At 69.0% G+C, this 23,273-nt stretch carries 25 protein-coding genes; 16 read left to right on the top strand and 9 right to left on the bottom strand.

From position 1 onward, the window contains the following. The first annotated feature begins 180 nt into the window (after nt 1–180). From fabG to ABZ348_RS07960, 3 genes are all read left to right on the top strand, one after another. Nucleotides 181–900, top strand: coding sequence for a 3-oxoacyl-[acyl-carrier-protein] reductase (fabG, locus tag ABZ348_RS07970; protein WP_358877587.1), 720 nt, complete (start codon nt 181–183; stop codon nt 898–900). Between the two features lie 5 nt (nt 901–905). Continuing rightward, complete coding sequence (fabI, locus tag ABZ348_RS07965) at nt 906–1,679, top strand: enoyl-ACP reductase FabI (protein WP_358930512.1); 774 nt, start codon at nt 906–908, stop codon at nt 1,677–1,679. Nucleotides 1,680–1,885: 206 nt separating this feature from the next. Then, nucleotides 1,886–2,233: a hypothetical protein gene (locus ABZ348_RS07960; protein ID WP_358930510.1), complete on the top strand. Its 348-nt coding sequence runs from the start codon at nt 1,886–1,888 to the stop codon at nt 2,231–2,233. A gap of 23 nt (nt 2,234–2,256) precedes the next feature. On the opposite strand, the gene ABZ348_RS07955 is transcribed toward ABZ348_RS07960, so the two are convergent. Continuing rightward, the gene (locus tag ABZ348_RS07955; RefSeq protein WP_358930508.1) at nt 2,257–2,931 is read right to left on the bottom strand and encodes a FadR/GntR family transcriptional regulator; all 675 of its coding nucleotides are present in this window, start codon (nt 2,929–2,931) and stop codon (nt 2,257–2,259) included. A 98-nt stretch (nt 2,932–3,029) separates the two neighbouring features. Here ABZ348_RS07955 and ABZ348_RS07950 point away from each other — a divergent pair, with 98 nt between their 5' ends. From ABZ348_RS07950 to ABZ348_RS07935, 4 genes are all read left to right on the top strand, one after another. Continuing rightward, nucleotides 3,030–4,394: an MFS transporter gene (locus tag ABZ348_RS07950; protein ID WP_358930506.1), complete on the top strand. Its 1,365-nt coding sequence runs from the start codon at nt 3,030–3,032 to the stop codon at nt 4,392–4,394. 4 nt (nt 4,395–4,398) lie between these two features. Then, nucleotides 4,399–4,518 carry an SGM_5486 family transporter-associated protein gene (locus tag ABZ348_RS07945; protein WP_358930504.1) on the top strand — a complete coding sequence of 40 codons (120 nt, stop codon included), beginning with the start codon at nt 4,399–4,401 and terminating at the stop codon, nt 4,516–4,518. Between the two features lie 155 nt (nt 4,519–4,673). Further along, nucleotides 4,674–4,874 carry a hypothetical protein gene (locus tag ABZ348_RS07940; protein ID WP_358930502.1) on the top strand — a complete coding sequence of 67 codons (201 nt, stop codon included), beginning with the start codon at nt 4,674–4,676 and terminating at the stop codon, nt 4,872–4,874. Nucleotides 4,875–5,132: 258 nt separating this feature from the next. Then, nucleotides 5,133–5,693, top strand: coding sequence for a histidine phosphatase family protein (locus ABZ348_RS07935; protein ID WP_358930501.1), 561 nt, complete (start codon nt 5,133–5,135; stop codon nt 5,691–5,693). A 121-nt stretch (nt 5,694–5,814) separates the two neighbouring features. Here ABZ348_RS07935 and serB read toward each other — a convergent pair whose 3' ends face one another. Beyond that, nucleotides 5,815–7,041 (bottom strand): phosphoserine phosphatase SerB, encoded by a 1,227-nt coding sequence (gene serB / locus ABZ348_RS07930; protein WP_358930499.1) that lies wholly within the window; start codon nt 7,039–7,041, stop codon nt 5,815–5,817. 403 nt (nt 7,042–7,444) lie between these two features. Between serB and ABZ348_RS07925 the strand changes: the two genes are divergently transcribed. Next, a complete protein-coding gene (locus tag ABZ348_RS07925; RefSeq protein WP_358930497.1) occupies nt 7,445–9,958 on the top strand; it encodes an FHA domain-containing protein in 2,514 nt (837 codons plus the stop codon). Between the two features lie 88 nt (nt 9,959–10,046). Here ABZ348_RS07925 and ABZ348_RS07920 read toward each other — a convergent pair whose 3' ends face one another. The 3 genes from ABZ348_RS07920 to ABZ348_RS07910 form a co-directional block, all read right to left on the bottom strand. Beyond that, nucleotides 10,047–10,784, bottom strand: coding sequence for a transglycosylase SLT domain-containing protein (locus ABZ348_RS07920; protein WP_358930495.1), 738 nt, complete (start codon nt 10,782–10,784; stop codon nt 10,047–10,049). Nucleotides 10,785–11,028: 244 nt separating this feature from the next. Beyond that, complete coding sequence (locus ABZ348_RS07915; RefSeq protein WP_358930493.1) at nt 11,029–12,180, bottom strand: S-adenosylmethionine:tRNA ribosyltransferase-isomerase; 1,152 nt, start codon at nt 12,178–12,180, stop codon at nt 11,029–11,031. Nucleotides 12,181–12,365: 185 nt separating this feature from the next. Beyond that, the gene (locus tag ABZ348_RS07910; RefSeq protein WP_358930491.1) at nt 12,366–13,061 is read right to left on the bottom strand and encodes an SDR family oxidoreductase; all 696 of its coding nucleotides are present in this window, start codon (nt 13,059–13,061) and stop codon (nt 12,366–12,368) included. A gap of 201 nt (nt 13,062–13,262) precedes the next feature. Here ABZ348_RS07910 and ABZ348_RS07905 point away from each other — a divergent pair, with 201 nt between their 5' ends. The 3 genes from ABZ348_RS07905 (at nt 13,263) to ABZ348_RS07895 (ending at nt 15,473) form a co-directional block, all read left to right on the top strand. Beyond that, complete coding sequence (locus ABZ348_RS07905) at nt 13,263–14,408, top strand: GAF domain-containing sensor histidine kinase (RefSeq protein WP_358930490.1); 1,146 nt, start codon at nt 13,263–13,265, stop codon at nt 14,406–14,408. Continuing rightward, a complete protein-coding gene (locus ABZ348_RS07900; RefSeq protein ID WP_358930488.1) occupies nt 14,401–15,045 on the top strand; it encodes a response regulator transcription factor in 645 nt (214 codons plus the stop codon). The genes ABZ348_RS07905 and ABZ348_RS07900 overlap by 8 nt, the downstream gene beginning before the upstream one ends. Before the next feature lie 182 nt (nt 15,046–15,227). Then, nucleotides 15,228–15,473, top strand: a complete 246-nt coding sequence (locus ABZ348_RS07895; RefSeq protein WP_358930486.1) for a chaplin — start codon at nt 15,228–15,230, stop codon at nt 15,471–15,473. A gap of 200 nt (nt 15,474–15,673) precedes the next feature. On the opposite strand, the gene ABZ348_RS07890 is transcribed toward ABZ348_RS07895, so the two are convergent. Then, complete coding sequence (locus ABZ348_RS07890) at nt 15,674–16,480, bottom strand: hypothetical protein (RefSeq protein WP_358930484.1); 807 nt, start codon at nt 16,478–16,480, stop codon at nt 15,674–15,676. A 135-nt stretch (nt 16,481–16,615) separates the two neighbouring features. Between ABZ348_RS07890 and ABZ348_RS07885 the strand changes: the two genes are divergently transcribed. The 4 genes from ABZ348_RS07885 to ABZ348_RS07870 all read left to right on the top strand — a co-directional run bounded on the left by ABZ348_RS07885 (nt 16,616) and on the right by ABZ348_RS07870 (nt 20,059). Continuing rightward, nucleotides 16,616–17,407: an ABC transporter ATP-binding protein gene (locus tag ABZ348_RS07885; RefSeq protein ID WP_358930482.1), complete on the top strand. Its 792-nt coding sequence runs from the start codon at nt 16,616–16,618 to the stop codon at nt 17,405–17,407. Between the two features lie 273 nt (nt 17,408–17,680). After that, entirely contained in the window at nt 17,681–18,109 is a 429-nt protein-coding gene (locus ABZ348_RS07880; RefSeq protein ID WP_358930480.1) for an NfeD family protein, read from the top strand. Between the two features lie 136 nt (nt 18,110–18,245). Beyond that, nucleotides 18,246–19,220: an SPFH domain-containing protein gene (locus tag ABZ348_RS07875; RefSeq protein ID WP_358930478.1), complete on the top strand. Its 975-nt coding sequence runs from the start codon at nt 18,246–18,248 to the stop codon at nt 19,218–19,220. A 59-nt stretch (nt 19,221–19,279) separates the two neighbouring features. Continuing rightward, the gene (locus ABZ348_RS07870) at nt 19,280–20,059 is read left to right on the top strand and encodes a sulfite exporter TauE/SafE family protein (protein ID WP_358930476.1); all 780 of its coding nucleotides are present in this window, start codon (nt 19,280–19,282) and stop codon (nt 20,057–20,059) included. Between the two features lie 52 nt (nt 20,060–20,111). Here the strand turns inward: ABZ348_RS07870 and ABZ348_RS07865 are convergent, their stop codons facing one another. From ABZ348_RS07865 to ABZ348_RS07855, 3 genes are all read right to left on the bottom strand, one after another. Continuing rightward, the gene (locus tag ABZ348_RS07865; protein ID WP_358930474.1) at nt 20,112–20,621 is read right to left on the bottom strand and encodes an HNH endonuclease; all 510 of its coding nucleotides are present in this window, start codon (nt 20,619–20,621) and stop codon (nt 20,112–20,114) included. Between the two features lie 189 nt (nt 20,622–20,810). Then, complete coding sequence (locus ABZ348_RS07860; protein ID WP_358930472.1) at nt 20,811–21,347, bottom strand: YbhB/YbcL family Raf kinase inhibitor-like protein; 537 nt, start codon at nt 21,345–21,347, stop codon at nt 20,811–20,813. Between the two features lie 52 nt (nt 21,348–21,399). Continuing rightward, nucleotides 21,400–22,182 carry a sporulation protein gene (locus ABZ348_RS07855; RefSeq protein ID WP_358930470.1) on the bottom strand — a complete coding sequence of 261 codons (783 nt, stop codon included), beginning with the start codon at nt 22,180–22,182 and terminating at the stop codon, nt 21,400–21,402. Nucleotides 22,183–22,267: 85 nt separating this feature from the next. On the opposite strand from ABZ348_RS07855, the gene ABZ348_RS07850 reads away from it, so the two are divergent. Beyond that, nucleotides 22,268–22,909, top strand: coding sequence for a DNA-3-methyladenine glycosylase (locus ABZ348_RS07850; protein WP_358930468.1), 642 nt, complete (start codon nt 22,268–22,270; stop codon nt 22,907–22,909). Nucleotides 22,910–23,273: the final 364 nt, after the last annotated feature.

The following is a 23,273-nucleotide window of genomic DNA, read 5'->3' as shown; positions in this document are numbered from 1 at the left end:
GACCCGATCATGTCGCGCCGAAGCGCCCATTGCCCACCCTCTTTCGACGGCATTGCCCGGTGGCGTTCTGTAGAGACCCCACAGTGACGCGAGGAAGGCGCTGTCAGTGCCCGATTCTCCGGGAGACGTGCGGGACCGATAGTTTCGGAGGTACCAGACCGCTATCGAAAGGGTGATCCGTTGAGCCGCTCGGTTCTCGTCACCGGAGGAAACCGGGGCATCGGCCTCGCCATCGCCCGAGCCTTCGCCGACGCAGGCGACAAGGTTGCGATCACATACCGCTCCGGCGAGCCGCCCGAGGCCCTCACACAGGCCGGCTGCCTCGCCGTGCGCTGCGACATCACCGACACCGAGCAGGTGGAGCAGGCGTACAAGGAGATCGAGGAGAAGCACGGCCCGGTGGAGGTGCTCATCGCCAACGCCGGCATCACCAAGGACCAACTGCTGATGCGGATGTCCGAGGAGGACTTCGTCTCCGTCCTCGACACCAACCTCACCGGCACCTTCCGGGTCGTCAAGCGCGCCAACCGCGCGATGCTGCGCGCCAAGAAGGGCCGCGTCGTGCTGATCTCGTCCGTCGTGGGGCTGCTCGGCTCCGCCGGACAGGCCAACTACGCCGCCTCCAAGGCCGCGCTGGTCGGCTTCGCCCGCTCGCTCGCCCGTGAGCTCGGCTCGCGGAACATCACCTTCAACGTCGTGGCCCCCGGTTTCGTCGACACCGACATGACCAAGGCACTCACCGAGGAACAGCGCGCCGGCATCGTGGAACAGGTGCCGCTCGGCCGCTATGCGCAGCCGGAGGAGATCGCCGCCACCGTGCGCTTCCTCGCCTCCGACGACGCCTCGTACATCACTGGAGCCGTCATCCCCGTTGACGGCGGATTGGGAATGGGTCACTGATCGCCATGAGTGGAATTCTCGCCGGCAAGCGCATTCTCGTCACAGGCGTCCTCACCGACGCGTCCATCGCCTTCCACGCGGCCAAGGTCGCCCAGGAAGAAGGCGCGGAAGTCATCCTCACCGGCTTCGGCCGGCTCAGCCTGGTGGAGCGGATCTCCAAGCGGCTGCCCAAGGAAGCACCCGTCATCGAGTTGGACGTCACCAATCAGGAGCACCTGGACTCGCTCGCCGACAAGGTCCGTGAGCACTCCAGTGACGAGACCGGCCTCGACGGCATCGTGCACTCGATCGCCTTCGGCCCCCAGGGTGCGTTCAACTTCCTGGAGGCGAGCTGGGACGACGTCTCGACCGCCGTGCAGGTCTCCGCGTACTCCTACAAGTCGCTGGCGATGGCCTGCCTGCCGCTGATGGAGGAGCGCGGCGGCTCGATCGTCGGCCTCACCTTCGACGCACAGCTCGCCTGGCCCAAGTACAACTGGATGGGCGTGGCCAAGGCGGCCCTTGAGTCCACCAACCGGTACCTCGCCCGTGACCTCGGCCCGAAGAACGTCCGCTGCAACCTGATCTCTGCGGGCCCGCTCAAGTCGATGGCCGCCAAGTCCATCCCCGGCTTCGAGGAACTCGCGGACGTCTGGAACCACCGGGCGCCCATCGGCTGGGACCTGACCGACCCGGAGCCCACAGGACGCGGTGTCGTCGGACTGCTGTCGGACTTCTTCCCGCGCACGACCGGTGAGATCGTGCACGTCGACGGCGGTGTCCACATGATGGGTGCCTGAGCGCACCCGCACCGCTGCCGTCCGGCCTCGACGACGCCCCCGCTCCCGCACCGACGGGCGGGGGCGTCGTCGTGCGACCGGCGCCGGTAACCCGTTCGGCCCTCAAAGCTCGCGGCCGTGGCGACCGGCGGCCAGGCTGGGAGGCGATCCCCCCTTGTGGTGCAGCCGCGGCCACCTGCCGCAGTACGGCCGAGGAGGTCCAGCCCGTGCATGTGATCCGGTGCTCAGCGTCCGTACTGGCGGCGCTCTCAGCAGTCCTCTGCGCCGCCCCCGGGGCCCTCGGCGAGCCCCAGCACGACAAACCCGAACCACGGCGGTACGAGGCGTACTGCCGTACGGTCGTCGACGGCTCCAGCGCCACCGCCCACTGCAACAACCCCTACCCCGGCAGCGATCGGGTCCGCCTGCACATCGAGTGCGAGCGCTGGTGGGACCTCGACGTCGACAGTGCGCCCGTGCTGGTCGAACCGGCGGGCTATGTGGAGCTGACCGGCCGCTGCTGGAAGGAGATCGGCGCCGTCTGGATCAGCCACCAACCCCTGGCCTATCCATGACATGACGTCGCCCCTGACGGTGATCAGCCCTCGTCGACCGAGCACAGGAAGGGATAGGCCGCCGCCTCCGCGGACGCGCGATCCCCGTCCCCCGCCCGGATCGCCTCCACGAGCCGCGTGTGGTCCACGTACCGCTCCGGGCTGAGCTCCCGTCCGACGTCGGCACGGACCCAGTCACGCAACAGATGACCGAGGTCCGCGTACAACTCGATGAGCACCTCGTTGTGCGAAGCGCTCACCACCGCCAGGTGGAGGGCCACGTCGGCGGCGACGAAACGCTCCGCATCACCCGAGGCCCATGCCTCCTCGCGACGGGCCAGCAGGGTGTCCAACAGCCGTAGGTCCGCATCGGTGCGCCGCTGGGCCGCCCACTGCGCCGCCGACGACTCCAGGGTGGAGCGCACTTCGGCGATGTCACGGGGCAGCGCCCCGGCGAACCGCCGGTGCATGACCCCGGCCAGCTCACTGGTCGCGAGGACGTACGTCCCCGATCCCTGCCGGATGTCCAGCAGCCCGTTGTGCGCCAGGGCGCGGACGGCCTCGCGGACGGTGTTCCGTGCCACGCCCAGCAGCTCGACGAGCTCGGGCTCGGTCGGAATGCGCGTGCCCACGGGCCACTCGCCCGAGGTGATCTGGTGGCGCAGTTGGGCGATCACCTGGTCGGTGAGGCCCGAACGGCGGGGGGAGGTCAGCGGCATGGCGCTCCTCGCGCGGTGAGGTGGCGGGTCGGGACGGTCCGAAGCCTCGAACCGTCTACGGAAACGAACTAAACATCCAATGATTCTATGATGGGGCGATGCCCTCGAACAGAACCACCCAGGAACCGGGGACGGCCGTCCCCCGTCGCGCGGCCGACCGTACCGCCGAAGGGCCGGCCCGGTTCCACGGGGGCACCTGGACCGTACGGCTGATGACCGTGGGCATCGTGCTCGCGGCGCTCAACCTACGACCCGCCATCACGAGCCTCGGGGCGCTGCTGGAAGAGGTGCGGACCGGCCTGGGGATGAGCGGCGGCGTCGCGGGCCTCCTCACCGCCGTACCGCCCCTGTGCTTCGCCCTCTTCAGCCCTGCCGTGCCGTGGTTCTCCCGGCGCTTCGGTCCCGCGACCCTCGTCTGCGTGGGTATGGCGGCCGTCGCCGGCGGTCTTGCCCTGCGGCCGTTCTCCGACGGCACGACCGGCTTCCTGGCCGCCAGCGCACTCGCCCTGATGGGCATCGCCGTCACCAACGTGCTGATGCCGGTGCTCGTCAAGCGGTACTTCCCGGACCGGGTGGGCTCCATGACCGGGCTGTACTCCATGGCGCTCTCGCTGGGGACCGGTCTGGCCGCGGGGGCCACCGTGCCCCTCGCCGACGCACTCGGCGGCGGTTGGCGCATCGGCCTCTCGCTCTGGGCCGTCCTCGCGGCCGTCGCCGTACTGCCCTGGCTGGTGGTGCTGGGACCGCTGAGGGCCGCCGAGCGGAGGCCGACCGCGGAGCACGGGCTGCCGAGCCGCCCGAACCCACCGGTGGGAAGCTCCGCCCTCAGCGCCACCGCCGGCGAAGCCCGCCCCGCTGCCGCCCGCACGGGCGCCGGCCTGCTGCGCAGCCCCATCGCCTGGGCGCTGACCGGGTACTTCGGACTCCAGAGCGCCGGCGCCTACACCGTCATGGGCTGGATCCCGCAGATCTTCCGGGACGCCGGCGTCCCGGCCCGCACCGCCGGCCTGCTGCTCGCGGTGATCATGGCGCTCGGAGTGCCCCTCGCCTTCGCGATCCCACGGCTTGCCGCCCGTCTGCGCAACCAGGGGCCCATCGCCGTCGTGCTCGGGCTCTGCGGACTGGCCGGATACACGGGGCTGTTCTTCGCCCCTGCGGCCGGTGCGTGGGCCTGGGCCCTGCTGATAGGGCTCTCCAACTGTGCGTTCCCCCTCGTGCTGACCATGATCGGGATGCGGTCGAGGACCGCAGCCGGAGTGGTGCGGCTCTCCGCCTTCACCCAGTCCGCGGGGTATCTGATCGCCGTTCCGGTGCCGCTGCTGGTCGGGGTGCTCTACCAGCACGGCGGCGGCTGGGGGTTGCCGATCGGCCTGATGGCGGGGCTGCTCGTACCGCAGATCGCCCTGGGCGTCCTCGCAGGGAGGGACCGGACGATCGAGGACGAGATGGGGATGCGAGACTGAGGAGATGAAGCCAGTCCTCGATCCGAATCCCCAGAACGGCCAGAAGAAGCTTCTCCTGATCTTCGGCACGATGCTCGGTCTGTTCGTCGTGATGGGCATCATCGCGACGATCGCCTCTCCCTGATAGGCCCGCCGGGGGAGGGTGGGGCTAGCACCACCATCCCCTAGGGGGTCAGGTTCAGGGACAAGTGGGTGGGTCACCGGATGGGCCTGTCACCTCACGATCCGTAGGTTTTCCCGTAGCGGAGCAGACCAGCGGACGACCCAGAGGAGACGGCCATGTCGGCGCATTCGCCCACCCCTTCCCCCGCCGCAGGCGGCAGCGGTGTCCGGCTCCACTGGTGGGCGTTGGCCCTGCCGATGCTCGCCTTCGTCTTTCTGCTGCTGCTGATTGCGGATCCCGCCCAGGCGCAGCCCACCGGCGGGGAGAGCGGGATCGGTGACCTCGTCGCCCAACTGCGCCGCCTGCTGTTCCCCTGAGCCCCCGGCTGACGATCCGTCGAGGCCCCTGCCCGCTGACCTCCGCCGACCCGTCGGTGTCCGGTGACGCCCCCTCCCTCACCGGCGTCCCGCCCGTGCCCTCCGCCATCGCCGCAGCCTTGTCCACCTGGCCTTCGTCGGCTTCCTTGCCGCCCCTCGCCCGGGACGCCGTGAGCGTCGCGCCAGGGATTCGGCCGAGGGGGGTGAGCCCTTCAACACCCCGCGCCCGCCGGCACATTTCATGCGAAGCTGGGGTGCATGAGCGTCGCCACGTCTTCCGGAGGGACAGCCCCCGGATCGCCCGCATCTTCCGCAGCCCGCACGATCGTCCTCCTTCGACACTCCAAGGCCGAATGGTCGGACGAGTCCGACCACGAGCGCCCGCTCGCCGAGCGGGGCCGCAAGGACGCACCGGTGGTCGGCCGCCAGCTCGCCGGGACCGGCATTCCGATCGACCTCGCCATCTGTTCGACGGCCACCCGGACCCGCGAGACATGGAAGCTCGCCGTCCACGAGTTGCCGCAGCGCCCCCGGACGATCTACGAGGAGCGGCTCTACGAGGCGTCCCTGGGCGAGCTCATCGCCCTGCTGAGCGAGACCTCCGACGAGGTGAACAACGTTCTGGTCATCGGCCACAACCCCGGGATGCACGCCCTCGCCGATGCGCTCGCGGGCGAGACCGAGGGCGATCTCCTGCCCCGGATGAACCGCAGTGGCTTCCCGACCTCGGCCTACGCCGTCATCACCTTCAACGGCTCCTGGAAGTCACTGGAGCACGGAGTGGGCACCCTGCGTGACTTCTGGACTCCGCACTCCTGAGCCCGGGCCGCGGCCCGTGAGCCGCCGCCGACCGAGAACGTCCCTACGATCGGCACCTTGATCTTCGAGCGGTCGAAGAGGCCCCGGCGCGCGTGCGCCGGGGCCTCGATCGTGGAAGGGCTCAGGATTCAGTGGGCGCGTCGTCCTCGCCGTCCGCCGCTTCGACCTCTTCCCGGGTGATCCCGAGCAGATAGAGCACGGTGTCCAGGAAGGGCACGTTCACCGCGGTGTGCGCGGCCTCGCGCACGACGGGCTTGGCGTTGAACGCCACTCCGAGACCGGCCGCGTTGAGCATGTCCAGATCGTTCGCGCCATCGCCGATCGCCACCGTCTGAGCGAGCGGTACGCCCGCCTCCGCTGCGAAGCGGCGCAGCAGCCGCGCCTTGCCCGCCCGGTCCACGATCTCACCCGTGACCCGACCGGTGAGCTTTCCGTCCACGATCTCCAGCGTGTTCGCCGAGGCGAAGTCCAGCCCGAGCCGCTCCATGAGGTCATCCGTGACCTGTGTGAACCCGCCCGAGACCACACCCACTTGGAAACCGAGCCGCTTCAGCGTCCGGATGAGTGTCCGTGCGCCGGGGGTGAGCCGCACCTCCGCGCGCACCTTGTCCACCACCGATGCGTCCAACCCCGCGAGCAGGGCCACCCGTGCGTGGAGGGACTGCTCGAAGTCCAGATCGCCGCGCATCGCCGCCGCCGTCACTTCGGCGACCTTGTCCTCACACCCCGCGTGGGCGGCGAACAACTCGATGACCTCGTCCTGGATGAGCGTGGAGTCCACGTCCATCACCACCAGCCGTTGTGCCCGCCGGTGTAGTCCCGCCGAGACCACGGCCACATCCACGCCGATCGCCGATGACTGGGTGGCCAGCGCCGTCCGCAACTGCTCGGTCTCGGCGCCCGACACCGCGAACTCGACCGCGGTCACCGGATACTTGGCCAGCCGGAAGATGCGGTCGATGTTGCCGCCGACCGAGGTGATGCGGGCCGTTATGGCCGCGGTCGCCTCCGCGGTCAGCGGATGCCCCAGCACGGTGACGTGGGAGCGGCCACTGCCGCGCGGCCTGTTGTCGCCCGTACCCGAGATGATCTCGGCCTGGAGCTTCAGGTCCTCGGCCCAGCTGTGGATGGTGGCTCGGAGGTCGCCTTCGTCGGCCCCGGCCGATGTGGGTGCGGTGACCAGGGCGCACAGCACGAGCCTGCCCCGGGAGACGACCTGTTCGATGTCGATGACGTCGACGGAGTAGGCGGCGAGAGTGTCAAAGAGTCCGGCGGTGATCCCGGGGCGGTCCTTCCCGAAGATCTTGACGAGAAGGGTACGTACGTCGGAGGTCTGCGAAGCGCTCATGGTTCCTCCACCGTATCCGGCGGGCCCGGACCGAGACGCACCGTCCCGATGGGCGGACATCGGCCGCACTCGCCACCGTACGCCGAGGTGGTGCGGTTCGCCCGCGGCCGTCCTCCCGCCGGGCAGCCGGGCGGTCCTCCTGTCATCCCGGCCGCCGGGCGGGGTCACTCCCATACCCACGGGACCCCACCGGCGAAGCCCTTCATGGCTCGATATCGATGGCGAGAGGGCGCTCGTACCCCCGCGGCCGGGCTCCGGAATCGCTGTTCCGCCGCCCGTGGCCTCCCCTTCCCGGGTCTTCACGAGGCCCGACTTCCGCAGATACAGCCGAGCCTGAAATAGTTCCTCACGATGTTCGCCATCCCTAGACTCCCTGCGACGGGGGTAATTCGGGGGACAAGTAGTGGGGCATGGAGTGCGGGAACTCGTACTGGAATTGAACGGAAGGACCTGGGCCCTTGATCCGTCCAGGTCGTACACCCTGGGGCGGGATCCACAGGGGGACATGGTGGTGGAGGACGCCAGGGTCTCCTGGCGACACGCCAGCGTCAGCTGGGGCGGCCACACCTGGGTGATCGAGGATCACGGCAGCACGAACGGCACCTATGTACAGGGCCAGCGCATCCAGCGGACGGAGATAGGCCCGGGCTCGGCCGTCCACCTGGGCAACGCCACCGACGGACCGCGGCTCGTCCTGTCCACCGCGACCGCCGATGCGCACGGCGGCGGGGCCTCCGGGCAGGTCGGCGGGCGGCATCACCAACACCAGGCGCCCGAACCGCCGCCCGAGGCCCTGCATAACTGGCCGGAGCCCGCGGTCGGCCAGGGCTGGCCGCAGCAGTCGGGCTTGTCCGCCCCCCAGCAGGGCGAACGACAGCACGTCGGAGCGCCTCCGGCCCACGGCGACCGCAGCCCGACCACCTTCTACCAACTCTCGCTCGGCCGGGTGATGCGCATCGGCCGCGCCCTGGAGAACGAGCTGGTCGTCTCCGACCTGCAAGTCTCCCGCTACCACGCCGAGTTCACCGCCACCCCCGACGGCCGCTTCCAGATCCGCGACCTCGGGTCCCACAACGGCACGTACGTCAACGGCCAGCCGATCACCAAGTCGGGCACCGTCAACATCGGCCCCAACGACATCGTGGGCGTCGGCCACTCCACCTTCCGGATCGTCGGCGACCGGCTCGAAGAGTTCGTCGACACCGGAGAGGTCTCCTTCTCCGCACGCCACCTCACGGTCACCGTCGACGGCGGTAAGCAGATCCTGCGGGACGTGTCCTTCGGGGTGCCGGAGAAGTCCCTCATCGGGGTCATCGGCCCGTCGGGCTCGGGCAAGTCCACCCTGCTCAAGGCCCTCACCGGCTATCGGCCCGCCAACCAGGGCGATGTGCTCTACGACAACCGCAGCCTCTACAAGCAGTTCGCCGAACTGCGCCAGCGCATCGGTCTGGTCCCGCAGGACGACATCCTGCACAAGGAGCTGACCGTACGGAAGGCACTGAAGTACGCCGCGAAACTCCGCTTCCCCGGTGACACCGCCGAGAGCGAGCGCGAGGCCCGCATCGGCGAGGTGCTGCGCGAGCTCAAGCTCGACATCCACAAGGACAAGAAGATCACCTCGCTCTCCGGTGGTCAGCGCAAGCGCGTGTCCGTGGCCCTGGAACTGCTCACCAAGCCCTCGTTGATCTTCCTCGACGAGCCCACGTCGGGACTCGACCCCGGCATGGACCGCGATGTGATGCAGCTACTGCGCGGGCTCGCCGACGACGGCCGCACCGTGCTCGTCGTCACCCACTCCGTCGCCGAACTCCAACTCTGCGACAAACTGCTGGTCATGGCTCCCGGCGGTTCGGTGGCCTACTTCGGCCCGCCGGAGGAGGCCCTCAACTTCTTCGGCTACACCACCTGGGCCGATGTGTTCTCCGCGTTCGAGAACTACCGCGACTACGACTGGGCGGGCCGCTGGCGCGGCTCCCAGCACTACCAGATGTACGCGGCGGACATCGACGCCGTCGCCCCGCAGTCCGTGAACATGCCCTCGCCCCAACAACTGCGACCGCCGAAGCCGCAGAGCTGGGGCTCCCAACTCTGGACCCTGATGCGCCGGTACGTGTCCGTCATCGCGTCCGACAAGGGCTTCATGGGCCTGATGGTGATCCTGCCCGCCGTCCTCGGGCTGGTGAGCGTGGTCATCCCGGCCGACTTCGGCCTCGCCGCCCCCAATGACGGCAGGTCCAAGTTCAACGGCGACGCCGGCACGATCATGCTGATCCTCGCCGTCGGAATCTGCTTCTCCGGTGCCGCCAACTCCGTACGAGAACTGATCAAGGAACGGGTCATCTACGAACGGGAGCGGGCCACCGGGCTCTCCCGCTCGGCGTACCTGATGTCCAAGGTGATCGTCCTCGGCATGATCACCGCCGTTCAGGCGATCATCATCTGTGGCATCGGCTTCGCGCCCCGCAGGCTGCCCGAAGAGGGCCTGCTGATGCCTCCCGCGGTCGAACTCTGTCTGGTGGTCACCGCACTGGGCTTCACCTCGATGATGTTCGGCCTGGTCATCTCCTCGCTGGTGAAGACCGCCGAGAAGACCATGCCGCTGCTCGTGATGTTCGCGATCGTCCAGGTCGTCTTCACCGGCATCCTCTTCAAGGTGTACGGATCACCCGGTCTGGAGCAGTTCGCCTGGTTGATGCCCTCCCGCTGGGCCATTGCCGGCGCCGGGTCCACCCTGGACCTCGGCCGGCTGATGCCCCCGTGGGACCACAAGAACCCGGACGACCTGGACCCCCTGTGGGAGAACACGGTCGCCCAGTGGGGCATCAACATCACCGTTCTGCTCGCGATCGGCGTCTTCTGCGGCTTCGTCGTGGCCCGACTGCTGCGCCGCCACGAGCCCGAGGTCATGCGCAAGTAGCGGCCACCGGCCAAGCACGTTCGAAGGGCGGCACCCGCAGTGGGGTGCCGCCCTTCGGCGTGCTCGGCGCTGATCGGCCCGTGACGGCTCAGTAGGCGCCGTTGACGTTGTCGATGGTGCCGTAGCGGTCGGCGGCGTAGTTGGCCGCGGCCACGATGTTGGCGACCGGGTGGTACAGGTCGTGCGGGGTACCGGCCACGTGGTACGCGTTGAACGTCGGCTGGATGACCTGGAGCAGGCCCTTCGACGGCACGCCGTTGATCGCGTTGATGTCCCAGTTGTTGATGGCCCGCGGGTTACCGCTGGACTCCCGCATGATGTTGCGGTGCAGACCGTCGTACGAGCCCGGGATGTCGTGCTTCTTCATGATGTCGAGGGACTGGCGGATCCAGCCGTCGAGGTTGTTCGTGTAGACGGGCTTGCGGGCGGCCTCCGCGGCACGGCTGGCAGACGCCTGCTCGGCAGCGCGCTTCTTGGCGGCGGCCTCGACCGCGGCCTGCTTCGCGGCTGCGGCGAGCTTCGCCTTCTGGGCCGCGGCGGCCTTGACGTCGGCCTTGGCCTTGGCGGCGGCCTTCGCGGCGGCCTCGACCTGGGTCTCGATCGCCGACTGCTGCTTGGTGAGGTGGGCGTGGACCGGCACGGTCTTCACACTGGCGGCATCGGCCTGCCAGGCGACCGGAACGGCCGGAGCCACGGTGGCGGCCTCGGCCTCGGCGGTACCGGCGCCGGGAACGAGGGAGAGGGTGATGGCTGCGACACCGGCGGCGGCGATACCGGCGATCGAGGCCCGGTGGACCTTGGTCAGTCGGGTGCTGGACGCGGACATACAGTCGTACCTCTTCGAATAGCGGATGTCGCATCAGGCCGGGGAGGCGGCGCTGCGCTCCTACGGCGGGCGACTCGGCAATTCTTAGCGGCAGCAAAATGTCCTGGCAAAGGTGTGACGTACGACCCGGATTAGTTGATAACCGACCGGGAGAAACTGCTTTCCCTTTACTTATCAGCCGTTCACATGCCCTTGCTTCGACCACTAAACAGGTTCGTAAGTGACCTGCGTCCTATGTGCGGGCTCACATCGGGTGCGGTTCGGTTTCACTGAATGTTGCGCCAGCAATGCAATGTGTGGGTATCTCGTCCGGGAGGAGGAGATGCACGTCCCCGAACTCGTGCCACAGGTAGAGGCGGCGCAGCGCCTCGGCGTAGGCGCGGCCCAGGGACTCCCGGCCCGCGATGGCCTCCAGCATCAGCAGATGCGAGGCCGCGGGCTCGTGCAGGCCGGTCAGCAGCCCGTCCACGACCCGCACCCCGCGCCCGGCGGTCACGACCAGATCGGTCCACCCCGACACGGGACGCACCACCCCGCTCCCGTCCGCCGCCGACTCCAGCGCCCGGACCGCCGTCGTCCCGACCGCGATGATCCGGCCGCCACCGGCCCGTGCCGCATTCACCAGCCACGCCGTCGCCGCGGGCACCGCGAAGCGCTCCGGGTACGGCGGCTCGTGCGCCTCTGCGGACGCCACCCCCGTGTGCAGGACCACCGGCGCGAACTGCACCCCCCGACTCACCAGCTCCGCCACCATCGCCTCGGTGAACGGCCGAGCCGCACTCGGCATCTCCGCCGAACCCGTGCCATCGGGAGTGGGGAGCGCGAAGACCGTCTGGTACGCGGAGAGCGGCTGGTCATGGGTCGTGTACGCATAGCGAATGGGCCGCCCGTAGCGCCGCAGCAGCTCCGGCACGGCACTGGACACCGAAGCCCACCACAGCCGGTCCGCCCCCGGGGCCAACGGGCCCTCCAGGACCAGTCGGGCCCCGCCCGGCAGCCGTACCACCGCACCCCGGGGGCCGCCGGGACGGGGTGCGGTACTCCCCGCGCCGTCCGGGCGCCGCAGTTCCACGGCCCACCGGCCGTCATCCCCGCAGGTCGAGAAGTGCACCACCACGGCCTCGCCGCCGACTCGGCCGTTCACGGCCGCCGGCAGGGTGGGAGAGGTGTTCACCACCAGGACGTCACCGGCCCTCAGCCGGCCCGGGAGCTCCCTGAACGGGTGGTGGGAGACCAGCGGCCCCCGCGACACCATCAGCCGCACATCGTCCCGGCCGTGGCCCCGTACCTCGGCGGGCAGCCGCGCGGAGAGCTCCGGCGGCACCCGGAGACCGTCCAGGGAGGCCGCAGCCCCGCCGCCCGGGCCCCGGGCGGCTTCCTCATGGTCCTGTGCCATCACGCACGCCTCCATCCCCTCCGTTACCTCATCGCCACCTCACGCCGTCGCGCCCCCCGGGGCCCTCGGCTCCGGCGGGACGCTCCACCACCGGGGCATCCGTCCGCTGCCAGTCCAGGCACGGCAGCGAGCGGACCCCGGCGGTCGTCGCCCCGGAGGCGTCAGCAACCCCTCAGTCCACGGGCCTACAGACCGCCCAGCAGCGCCTGCGCCCCGTACCGGCCGCTCATCGGCCGCTCGTCCAGCAACCGGAGGAAGCCGGGCACCACCGTCTGCGGCGACGGCCGGGGCTCGTCGGCCACCGGGACGGCAGCCGTGTAGAGATCGGTGTCCATGTCACCCGGATCCACCGCCCACACCCGCAGCTCGGGCTCCTCCACCGCCAGCACGGCCGCCAGCTGGTCCAGCGCCGCCTTCGCGGCCCCGTACCCGCCCCATGTCTCGTACGCCTCGGCCGCGGCATCCGAGCTCAACGCGATCACGGTGCCCGCCCCGCTGGCCCGCAGCAGCGGCAGCGCCTCCTGCACGAGACCCAGCGCGGCCACCACATTGGTCTCCAGCGCCGTGCGCAGACCCTCCAGGGGCAGCACGTCCAGCCGCACCAAGGGCTCGGCGCCCAACGCACTGGCATTGCTCACCAACAGGTCGAGGCCGCCCAGCTCGCGCGCAGCCGCCACCAGCTCGCGCCGGTGCCCGGCGTCGTTGACGTCCCCCGGTACCGCCACCACCCGCGTCCCGTGGGACCGGACGACGTCCGCGGTCCGCGCCAGCACCTCGGCGGTCCTGGCCCCGAGCACCAGATCCCACCCCCGCCCGGCCAGCGCCTCGGCGAGCGCCCGTCCGAGCCCCTTCGAAGCCCCCGTGATCACCGCAACCGGCATCGCATCCATCCCCTTCAGCACTCAGCACCCGACGCGCCACTGACCGTCCGCGCCGACGCACCCACCGTAGGAACGGCACCCGGCCGACCGCCTCGTCCGCGGGACCCCACCCCGAAGGCACTTCGACCTAGTCCCCGAGCCCTAAGCGAGGGCCGTCCCCGGCCCGATACACGGCGTCACGACCGCCGGTACCGTGAGTTCATGAGTCAGCAACCGAGCACCGGACTCGCCGCCGTGAGCACCGCCCTGCTCGCCATGAGCAGGCATCTTGAGGTGCGTGACGTGCTGAAGACGATCGTCGCCTCGGCCCGCGAACTGCTCGACGCCCAGTACGCGGCACTCGGCGTCCCCGACGATCACGGCGGCTTCGCCCAGTTCGTCGTCGACGGGATCAGCGACGCCCAGTGGAAGGCCATCGGACCGCTGCCCCGTCAGCACGGCATCCTGGCCGCCATGCTCCACGACGCGAAGCCCGAGCGGCTGGCCGACGTCCGCAAGGACCCGCGCTTCGAGGGCTGGCCGGCCGAGCACCCCGAGATGTCCGACTTCCTCGGGTTGCCCGTCAAGGACGGCGACGAGATCATCGGCGCCCTCTTCCTCGCCAACAAGCGCTGCGCCAAACCGCAGGGCGACTGCGGATTCACCGAGGAGGACGAGGAACTCCTGTCGATCCTCGCCCAGCACGCGGCGATCGCCCTCACCAATGCCCGGCTCTACGAGCGCAGCCGCGAACTCACCATCGCCGAGGAACGGTCCCGCCTCGCCCACGAACTGCACGACGCCGTCAGCCAGAAGCTGTTCTCCCTGCGGCTGACCGCCCAAGCCGCGGCGGCCCTCGTCGACCGCGACCCGGCACGTGCCAAGGGCGAGCTCCAGCAGGTGGCCGCGCTCGCCGCCGAGGCCACGGAGGAACTGCGCGCAGCCGTCGTCGAACTCCGACCCGCCGCACTGGACGAGGACGGACTCATCAACACCCTGCGGACCCAGATCCACGTCCTGGACCGGGCGCACAGTGCCACCGTCACCTTCGACACCTGCGGAGTGAAGGCGCTGCCCGCGGCGCAGGAGGAAGCCCTGCTCAGGGTTGCGCAGGAGGCGCTCCACAATGCGCTGCGCCACTCCGGCGCGGACAAGGTCGACGTGGTCCTCGCCCGCCGCGGACAGGGCGCGGTCCTCAGCATCACCGACAGCGGCAAGGGGTTCGAACCTCGCGACGTCCGCCGGGCGGGTCGCCATCTGGGACTCGTCTCGATGCGCGACCGCGCGAGCGGAGTCGGCGGTCGGCTCCGCGTGGTGTCCGCGCCCGGCAAGGGCACGACGATCGAGATGGAGGTCCCCGGTGGGTGACAAGACGGTTCGGGTCCTACTGGTCGACGACCACCAGGTCGTACGGCGGGGGCTGCGCACCTTCCTGGAGATCCAGGACGACATCGAGGTCGTCGGGGAGGCGGGCGACGGAGACGAGGGGGTCGCCCGCGCCCAGGAGCTGATGCCCGACGTCGTTCTGATGGACGTGAAGATGCCCGGCACGGACGGCATCGAGGCACTGCGCAAGCTGCGGGAGCTGTCCAATCCCGCCAAGGTGCTGATCGTCACCAGCTTCACCGAGCAGCGCACGGTGGTGCCCGCCCTGCGCGCCGGTGCTTCCGGGTACGTGTACAAGGACGTGGACCCCGAGGCGCTGGCCGGTGCGATCCGCTCGGTCCACGCAGGTCATGTGCTCCTCCAGGCCGAGGTGGCGGTCGCCCTGCTGTCCCAGGACGAGCCCGGCAGCGGCTCGGGACGTGGCACCTCCCTGACGGAACGGGAGCGCGAGGTACTCGGCCTCATCGCTGACGGACGCTCCAACCGGGAGATCGCCAGGGCTCTCGTCCTCTCGGAGAAGACCGTCAAGACGCATGTGTCGAACATCCTGATGAAGCTCGATCTGGCGGACCGAACCCAGGCGGCCCTGTGGGCGGTACGGCACGGACTGACCGACTAACCGACTAACCGACCGGCTGGAGTGCCTCATTAGCTCAGGAGTTCACTGACGGTTCCGCTCCGGTCTGAGATTCATACTGTCGGGTGTATGTCACCCGGACGGCGCATCCTCCGCGCCGTCCGGCCGTTCTCCAGGGCGAGCCGCGGCGATTGGTCGCGGCGAACGCCAGGAGGAGTTCAAAAGTGAAGAACCTGAAGAAGGCCGCCGCCCTCACCATGATCACCGGCAGCCTCATCGCCGCGGGTGCGGGCATGGCCTCCGCCACCACGGGCGCGCACGCCGGCGGCCACGCCGTGGGCTCGCCGGGCGTCGGCTCGGGCAACCTCGTCCAGGCACCGATCCACGTTCCGGTCAACGTCGTCGGCAACACGGTGAACGTCGTCGGCCTGCTGAACCCCGCGTTCGGCAACCTGGGCATCAACGGCTGACGCTTGCCCCACCCCGCCCGGGCATCCGAAACCTCCTCCCCACGAGCCAGGTCCGGATGCCCGGGCATCGCCGTTCCCCGGTCACCCGTGACGGGCGCCAGAACCCCGCAGGACACGGCAAGCAGCCGCGCGCAGAAAGCCCCGGGCAGGTGGCACGTACTCCCCACCCGGGGCTCCGACCCCGCACCGAGGCCCTCCCGTCAGGACGCGCCCCGCTCCCGTTCCTCCACGAACGCGTTGTACGCGGCCACCTGCGCCCTTCGTGCCACCCGCTCCACGGGCCGGAGCACCTCCCCGCGTGCGCCGATCTGTGACGCGCTCACCGCGCCGCCGAGTCGGGCCCCGCCGCCGTCCATGGCCACCGCGACTAGCAGGGCCACCCGTTGGGCGAGCTCCAACACACGCACCGCACGCGGTGGATATCCGGGAGCCAGCGCCTCCCGGCCGTGCTCGGCGCGCGCCCGGTAGGCGTCCAACGCGGCCTCCGCCACCGGACCCGACGCCGCGACGTCGAGCCGGGTCAGGGCCTCCGTGGCCGCCCTGAGTGCCTCCGCGAGCTCCCGTTCGGCCTCGCCCAGCGACGGCACGTCGGCCGGCGGTGCCTCGCGCACCGACAGGCAGTGCCAGACCACCTCCGTGTGCACGTCGGCCGGGTCCCCCGGGTGGCCGGCTTCCCTGATCTCCGGCACCAACCCGTACGGCGCCCCGTAGCCGACCACGGCCTCCTGCGCCTCCAAGGCGCGGGCATTGAAGTCGGGCGGGCCGCTGAGACCGAGCGGATGCCCCGGCACCGGCAACGCGAGCCGCCAGCCGGTCACCCCCAGCACCCTCAGCCGACCCAGCGCGAGGGTGAGGCCCACCGGCCCCGCCTCACCCGGCAGCCCCTCGACCCGATGCACGGCGTCGTCACCGACGATGGCCAGCACTGCTTCGTCGGGCGACACCAAATGACCCAGGAGGGAGTTCCCCCATGCGGCCAGACGTCCTGAACGCGGTTCCACAAGCATGGCCCCAGCCTAAGGATCGGACCGGGGGACGGGGTTGCTCGGTCGGTGGCGTAGGTTTTCCCATGGGGCTGTGCCCACAGGCACACAACGCCTCCACACAACCTCAAGACGATTGCATGGGGAGACAACGCGCTCATGAGCGATGTACTGGAGCTGGTGGACGTATCCGTGGTCCGCGACGGACGCGCTCTAGTGGACGACGTCTCCTGGTCGGTCAAGGAGGGAGAGCGCTGGATCATCCTCGGCCCGAACGGCGCCGGCAAGACCACGCTCCTCAACCTCGCGTCCAGCTACCTCTTCCCCACCGGCGGCGAGGTCACGATCCTCGGCGAGCGCCTCGGCCGGGTCGACGTCTTTGACCTCCGCCCCCGCATCGGCATGGCCGGCATCGCCATGGCGGAGAAGCTGCCCAAGCGCCAGACCGTCCTCCAAACGGTCCTCACCGCCGCGTACGGCATGACCGCGACCTGGCACGAGAACTACGACCAGGTCGACGAGGACCGCGCCCGCGCCTTCCTCGACCGCCTCGGCATGACCGACTACCTGCACCGCCGGTTCGGCACCCTCTCCGAGGGGGAGCGCAAGCGCACGCTGATCGCGCGGGCCATGATGACCGACCCGGAACTGCTGCTCCTCGACGAGCCCGCGGCAGGACTCGACCTCGGCGGCCGTGAGGACCTGGTGCGCCGTCTCGGCCGGCTCGCCCGCGACCCGATCGCCCCCTCCATGATCATGGTCACCCACCACGTCGAGGAGATCCCGCCCGGCTTCACCCATGTGCTGATGATCAGACAGGGCAGGGTGCTCGCCGCCGGTCCCGTGGAGACCGAGCTGACCTCTCGCAACCTCTCCCTCTGTTTCGGACTGCCCCTGGTGGTCGAACGCAACGGCGCCCGCTGGACCGCACAGGGCCTCCCGCTCCGCTGACCCGCCCCAAGACCGCCGTACACGCATGCGCACATGGGCTCCAGCGCGCCTCAACGTGCGCCGATGTGTGCCGACATGCGTCGACGCACCGCAACAACACAGACGGTGTCATTTCACCGTGGACCTCTCAGAACTCCCGGTTGACCCCGGAAACCCCAGGAGAGATCACCAGTCACACCTGACCCATGGAGGGAGCCGATGACCCCTCCTCGTGCGCGCTGAGCCCTCCTTGCCCCCTGTCGTGACCCCGACCGGCAGACCTACCATGGAGGCGTGGAAATCGACGCGTGGGTGTGGTGGCTGATCGTCGCGGTCGGCCTGGGGATTCCGCTCGTCCTCACGGCGATGCCGGAGTTCGGGATGTTCTCCGCAGGAGCGGTCGGGGGCGCCATCGTCGCGGCGCTGGGCGGGGGCGTGGTCGCCCAAGTGCTCGTGTTTGTGGTGGTGTCCGTCGCCCTCATCGCCGTCGTCCGGCCCATCGCCACCCGACATCGCGCCGGACGCCCCCAGTTCGCCAGCGGAGTTGACGCCCTGAAGGGACGTCAAGCCGTCGTGCTGGAGCGGGTGGACGGCAGCGGAGGGCGCATCAAACTCGCAGGCGAGATCTGGTCCGCCCGCGCACTCGACGCCGACATGGCCTTCGAAGTCGGCCAACAGGTCGACGTCGTGGAGATCGAAGGAGCCACCGCGGTCGTCATGTGACCGGAGGATCGACGCCACAACGACTCACAGAACCCACTGAAGTGAGACAACAGACCGGAACGCTCCCCATACAAGCCCATGGTCTGGGAAACTCGATCATCAAAATCACTCGGCAGCGAAGGACACGGGGAACTCGATGCAACCGATCATCATCGTCCTGATCATTCTGGTGGTGTTGGTCTTCATCGCCCTGATCAAGACGATCCAGGTCATCCCACAGGCCAGCGCCGCCATCGTCGAGCGGTTCGGGCGCTACACCCGCACCCTGAACGCCGGACTGAACATCGTCGTCCCGTTCATCGACTCCATCCGCAACCGCATCGACCTCCGCGAGCAGGTCGTGCCCTTCCCGCCCCAGCCGGTGATCACCCAGGACAACCTGGTCGTCAACATCGACACCGTCATCTACTACCAGGTCACCGATGCCAGGGCAGCGACCTACGAGGTCGCCAGCTACATCCAGGCCATCGAGCAGCTCACCGTCACCACACTGCGCAACATCATCGGTGGCATGGACCTGGAGCGGACCCTCACCTCCCGCGAGGAGATCAACGCCGCCCTGCGCGGGGTGCTCGACGAGGCCACCGGCAAGTGGGGCATCCGCGTCAACCGTGTCGAGCTCAAGGCCATCGAGCCGCCCACCTCCATCCAGGACTCGATGGAGAAGCAGATGCGCGCCGACCGCGACAAGCGGGCCGCCATCCTCACCGCCGAAGGCATCCGCCAGTCCCAGATCCTCACCGCCGAGGGCGAGAAGCAGTCCGCCATCCTCCGCGCCGAGGGCGAGGCCAAGGCGGCAGCCCTGCGCGCCGAAGGTGAAGCACAGGCCATCCGCACCGTCTTCGAGTCCATCCACGCAGGCGACCCGGACCAGAAGCTGCTCTCCTACCAGTACCTCCAGATGCTCCCGAAGATCGCCGAGGGCGACGCCAACAAGCTCTGGATCGTGCCCAGCGAGATCGGGGACGCACTCAAGGGCCTCTCCGGAGCCTTCGGCAACCTCGGCGGCGGTGTCCCCGGCTTCAACACCGGCGGCAACGGCGGCGGCAACCACGGGGGCAACCACGGCGGCGGCCCGGTCGAGCGCCGCGAAGAGCCCCCCGTCACCTGACCCCTCCACCGGATCGGGCATGATCGGTGCATTCGGCACCGATCATCGAGGGGCACAGCGTGACGATCTGGGAGATGCTCGCCGTCTTCATCGCGGGCATCAGCGCCGGCGCCATCAACAGCGTGGTCGGCTCGGGCACGCTGATCACCTTCCCCGTGCTCCTCGCCACCGGCCTGTCACCCGTCACCGCGACCGTCTCCAACGCACTCGGCCTCGTATCCGGGGCCGTCAGCGGCGCCATCGGATACCGGCACGAACTCGCCGGCCAACGCGACCGGATCATCAAGCTCAGCATCGTCGCCGCGGTCGGCGGCATCAGCGGCGCCGTACTGCTGCTCACCCTGCCGCCGACCGCCTTCGAGACCATCGTCCCCGTACTCGTTGCGCTCGCCCTCGTGCTGGTCGTCCTCCAGCCGCGCATCGCCCGCGCCGTCCAGAGCCGCCGCGCCGCCAATGGCACCACGGACGCCCACCCCGACGGCGGTCCGCTCCTCATCGTCGGACTGCTCGCCGCCAGCATCTACGGCGGCTACTTCACGGCCGCCCAGGGCATCCTCTACGTCGCCCTGATGGGGATGCTCCTCAACGAGAGCATGCAGCGGATCAACGCCGTCAAGAACGTCCTCGCCGCGGTGGTCAACTCCATCGCAGCGATCTTCTTCATCATCGTCGCCGAGCCCGACTGGACCGCCGTCGTCCTGATCGCGATCGGTTCCGCCATCGGCGGCCATGTGGGCGCCAAGTACGGCCGCAAGCTCTCGCCCACGGCACTGCGCATCTTCATCGTCGTGGTGGGCACGGTCGCCATCGTCCAACTGCTGCTCCGCCGCTACGGCTGACAGCACGAGGCCCGCCCCTGATCCAACTCAAGGACGGGCCGGAGGCATGACGCTAGGCCGCTTGCCGGGCGAGCAACCACTGCGGCAACTCGGAGCGCTCACCCGCCCTCAACCCCAGCAACATCGCATCGGCAGGCGACGGTACGAATGGCTCCCGCAGCAACGGCATCCCCGCCTGCTCCGGCGTACGGTCCGCCTTGCGGTGATTGTCCTCCGCGCAGGAAGCCACGGTGTTCAGCCAGGTGTCCCCACCACCGTGGGAACGCGGCACGACATGGTCCACGGTCGTCGCGCGTTTGCCGCAGTACGCGCACCGGTACTGGTCCCGCACCAGTACCCCCCGCCGTGACCAGGGTGCCTGTCTTCGAAACGGCACCCGTACGTATCTGCACAACCTGATCACCCGCGGTACCGGAAGTTCCACGGTGGCGGCACGCACCCGAAGTCCGGGATGGGCCTGCTCGACGACGGCCTTGTCCTGGAGGACCAGCACGACCGCACGGTTCAACGACACCGTCGACAGCGGCTCGAAGCTCGCATTCAGCACCAGCGTGTCGCGCATCACGCCCACCTCCGTATCCCGGCCCCACCCGTGATCGGGCTCGCGGCTCGGATCAACTCTGGCTGGGCGCGCCGAGATGGACAACGCAATATCCGCCGCCCTCCCGGGGCTTTCCCCGGGCCCGGAAAAGAAAAAGTGCCCTGCTCTGATCTCTCCAAGACCAGAGCAGGGCAAACAACGGACGAACGGTCAGTGAGCAGAAGGACCTTCGTACTCCCCGATCAGCGAGGCACGCGCGAGCGTGTGGAACCGCAGATTGAAGCCCACGACCGCAGGCGAGGCATCCTCGTCGGGTCCGAGTTCCGCCGTGTCCACGGCATAGATGGTGAACACATAGCGGTGGTTCTCACCCGCGGGAGGAGCGGCTCCGCCGAAGTCCTTCGTCCCGTAGTCGTTCCGGGCGTGGACGGCACCCTTGGGCAAACCCTGGAAGGCTCCGCTCCCTGCTCCTGCGGCCAACTCGGTCACGGAGGCGGGGATGTCGAAGAGCACCCAGTGCCAGAATCCGCTGCCCGTGGGGGCGTCCGGATCGAAGCACGTGACGGCGAAGCTCTTGGTCTCCGGAGGGAACCCTTCCCACCGCAAGTGCGGCGAGACATTGCCCTCGGCATGGACCTGTGCGTCCTTCAGGGCCGATCCCGCTGTGACGTCGTCGCTCACCACCGTGAACGACGGCACCGGCGGATGGAAGTCATGGGGAAGGGGTGCCTTCGTGGACTCGGTCACGGCTGTACCTCCGGCTCGGCTGTTGGTGACTGCTTGCCTACCGTTCCGGAGCCTAGAGCCAGTTCCGGCGACCACCGACATCGGCGAGCCACTGGTTGAGGTACGCACCCCAGTCGGTCGACTGGAAGTCGTGGTGCCCCACCGTGAACGCCTTGTACGAGTCGCTTCCCTCGCTGAACAGTCCGGGCTTCTTGTCCATCTCCACGATGACGTCCATCTCGCGCGCATCCGCGATGAAGGTCAACTCCACCTGGTGCAGACCCCGGTACTGGCTGGGCGGCAGGAACTCGATCTCCTGGTAGAACGGCAGCCGCTGCCGTGTTCCGCGGATGTGCCCGCGCTCCATGTCCGCGCTCTTGAAACGGAATCCCAAGTGGAGGAAGGCATCGAGGATCGCCTGCTGGGACGGGAGCGGATGCACGTTGATCGCGTCCAGATCGCTGGAGTCCACCGCGCGTGCGATCTCCAGTTCCGTGGTGACGCCGATGTTCATCCCGCGCAGCTGCTGCCCGGCGATGCTGGTCACCGGGGTCTCCCAGGGGATCTCCAGGCCGAAGGGCACGACGTGGACCGCTCCTGCCTTCACTTCGAGGGCGCCGCCGAGCCGCTGCTTGACGAACTCAAGGTCCTGCTTGAACTCGCCGTCGCCACTCTCCACCTCGACCCGCGCCTGAAGGCCGACGGACAGCCCCTCGATCTTCTGGTCGACGGAGCCACCCTCGATGCGGACCTCACCCTGCACCACACCACCGGGTACGACGTTCTCCTCGGTGAGCACCGTCTCCACGGAGGCCCCACCGGCTCCCAGACTCGCCAGTAGCTTCTTGAAACCCATGTCCACTCCTTCTTGCTTCTGCTCGGGGCTTGACCCCTACTTACGCACCTCAAGGGTCACCGGTTCCCCGCTACCCTCAGACGGCATGACCGAGACCTCCGACCGTACGCCGTTGTCGCGGGAGTTCTTCGACCGCCCCGTTCTGGAGGTGGCGCCACAGCTCCTCGGCTGCACCCTGGTACGCCGTACGGCCGAGGGCACGATGGAACTGCGGATCACCGAGGTCGAGGCGTACGCGGGCGAGGTCGACCCCGGCTCGCACGCCTATCGGGGCCGCACCGCGCGGAACGAGGTGATGTTCGGTCCGCCGGGTCACGCCTACGTCTACTTCACATACGGAATGTGGCACTGCCTCAACGCCGTATGCGGCCCGGAGGGGCGTGCCAGCGGGGTCCTTCTCCGAGCGGGTGAGATCCGGGTAGGCGCAGACCTCGCCCGCAAACGTCGATTCTCAGCCCGTCATGACAGAGAACTGGCCAAAGGGCCGGCACGACTCGCCACGGCCCTCGATGTGGACCGTGCCTTGAACGGTACGGACCTCTGCGCTGACAGCACGGCGCCCCTGTCACTGCTCCCGGGCCTCGCCCCCAGCGCTGAGCTGGTACGCAACGGTCCGCGTACGGGAGTGGGAGGCGGGGGAGCCCATCAACCCTGGCGCTACTGGATCGACGGCGACCCGACGGTCAGTCCCTACCGGCCGCACGCACCGCGCCGAAGGTCAACTTGACTCGGCACCGGGAGCCGCCTAACGTAGCCCGAGCCGCTTGAGCCGGGCCTGCTGTTCAGCACCCCGGAAGCGGCCATCCACTACACCTCGCAAAACCCAATCGGGTTCTATTTCGGCGTGCCGGAATTCATCCCGATGAACTCGATTATGAGTTGCACTGGGCATCAGCTAACGTAGTGGACACGCCGAAAGGCGAAAAGCCCTTCCAATCGGGTGCTGGATCGAATTCGAATTCCGGAAACGGAGTGAGAAAAAGGTCTGGTAAGGTTGGAAACGCAAGACCGGAGGGAAAAGCCCGGAGAGTCCTGAGAGGGATTTGAAGGAAGCGTCCGTTCCTTGAGAACTCAACAGCGTGCCAAAAGTC

This window comes from Streptomyces sp. NPDC005963, assembly GCF_040638655.1.
Lineage (GTDB): Bacteria > Actinomycetota > Actinomycetes > Streptomycetales > Streptomycetaceae > Streptomyces.
This window is presented reverse-complemented; position numbering and strand designations above follow the sequence as displayed.

Bases quoted from the DNA above. Each gene is read 5' to 3' on its own strand.
- ABZ348_RS07945 (WP_358930504.1), top strand. From the start codon at position 4,399: ATGAAGCCAGTCCTCGATCCGAATCCCCAGAACGGCCAGAAGAAGCTT.
- ABZ348_RS07865 (WP_358930474.1), bottom strand. From the start codon at position 20,621: ATGCGCGACACGCTGGTGCTGAATGCGAGCTTCGAGCCGCTGTCGACG.
- ABZ348_RS07910 (WP_358930491.1), bottom strand. From the start codon at position 13,061: ATGCCGGTTGCGGTGATCACGGGGGCTTCGAAGGGGCTCGGACGGGCG.
- ABZ348_RS07955 (WP_358930508.1), bottom strand. From the start codon at position 2,931: ATGCCGCTGACCTCCCCCCGCCGTTCGGGCCTCACCGACCAGGTGATC.
- ABZ348_RS07855 (WP_358930470.1), bottom strand. From the start codon at position 22,182: ATGGGTTTCAAGAAGCTACTGGCGAGTCTGGGAGCCGGTGGGGCCTCC.
- ABZ348_RS07885 (WP_358930482.1), top strand. From the start codon at position 16,616: ATGAGCGATGTACTGGAGCTGGTGGACGTATCCGTGGTCCGCGACGGA.
- ABZ348_RS07935 (WP_358930501.1), top strand. From the start codon at position 5,133: ATGAGCGTCGCCACGTCTTCCGGAGGGACAGCCCCCGGATCGCCCGCA.
- ABZ348_RS07920 (WP_358930495.1), bottom strand. From the start codon at position 10,784: ATGTCCGCGTCCAGCACCCGACTGACCAAGGTCCACCGGGCCTCGATC.
- ABZ348_RS07905 (WP_358930490.1), top strand. From the start codon at position 13,263: ATGAGTCAGCAACCGAGCACCGGACTCGCCGCCGTGAGCACCGCCCTG.
- ABZ348_RS07850 (WP_358930468.1), top strand. From the start codon at position 22,268: ATGACCGAGACCTCCGACCGTACGCCGTTGTCGCGGGAGTTCTTCGAC.
- ABZ348_RS07950 (WP_358930506.1), top strand. From the start codon at position 3,030: ATGCCCTCGAACAGAACCACCCAGGAACCGGGGACGGCCGTCCCCCGT.
- ABZ348_RS07915 (WP_358930493.1), bottom strand. From the start codon at position 12,180: ATGGCACAGGACCATGAGGAAGCCGCCCGGGGCCCGGGCGGCGGGGCT.
- serB (WP_358930499.1), bottom strand. From the start codon at position 7,041: ATGAGCGCTTCGCAGACCTCCGACGTACGTACCCTTCTCGTCAAGATC.
- ABZ348_RS07890 (WP_358930484.1), bottom strand. From the start codon at position 16,480: ATGCTTGTGGAACCGCGTTCAGGACGTCTGGCCGCATGGGGGAACTCC.
- ABZ348_RS07875 (WP_358930478.1), top strand. From the start codon at position 18,246: ATGCAACCGATCATCATCGTCCTGATCATTCTGGTGGTGTTGGTCTTC.
- fabI (WP_358930512.1), top strand. From the start codon at position 906: ATGAGTGGAATTCTCGCCGGCAAGCGCATTCTCGTCACAGGCGTCCTC.
- ABZ348_RS07940 (WP_358930502.1), top strand. From the start codon at position 4,674: ATGTCGGCGCATTCGCCCACCCCTTCCCCCGCCGCAGGCGGCAGCGGT.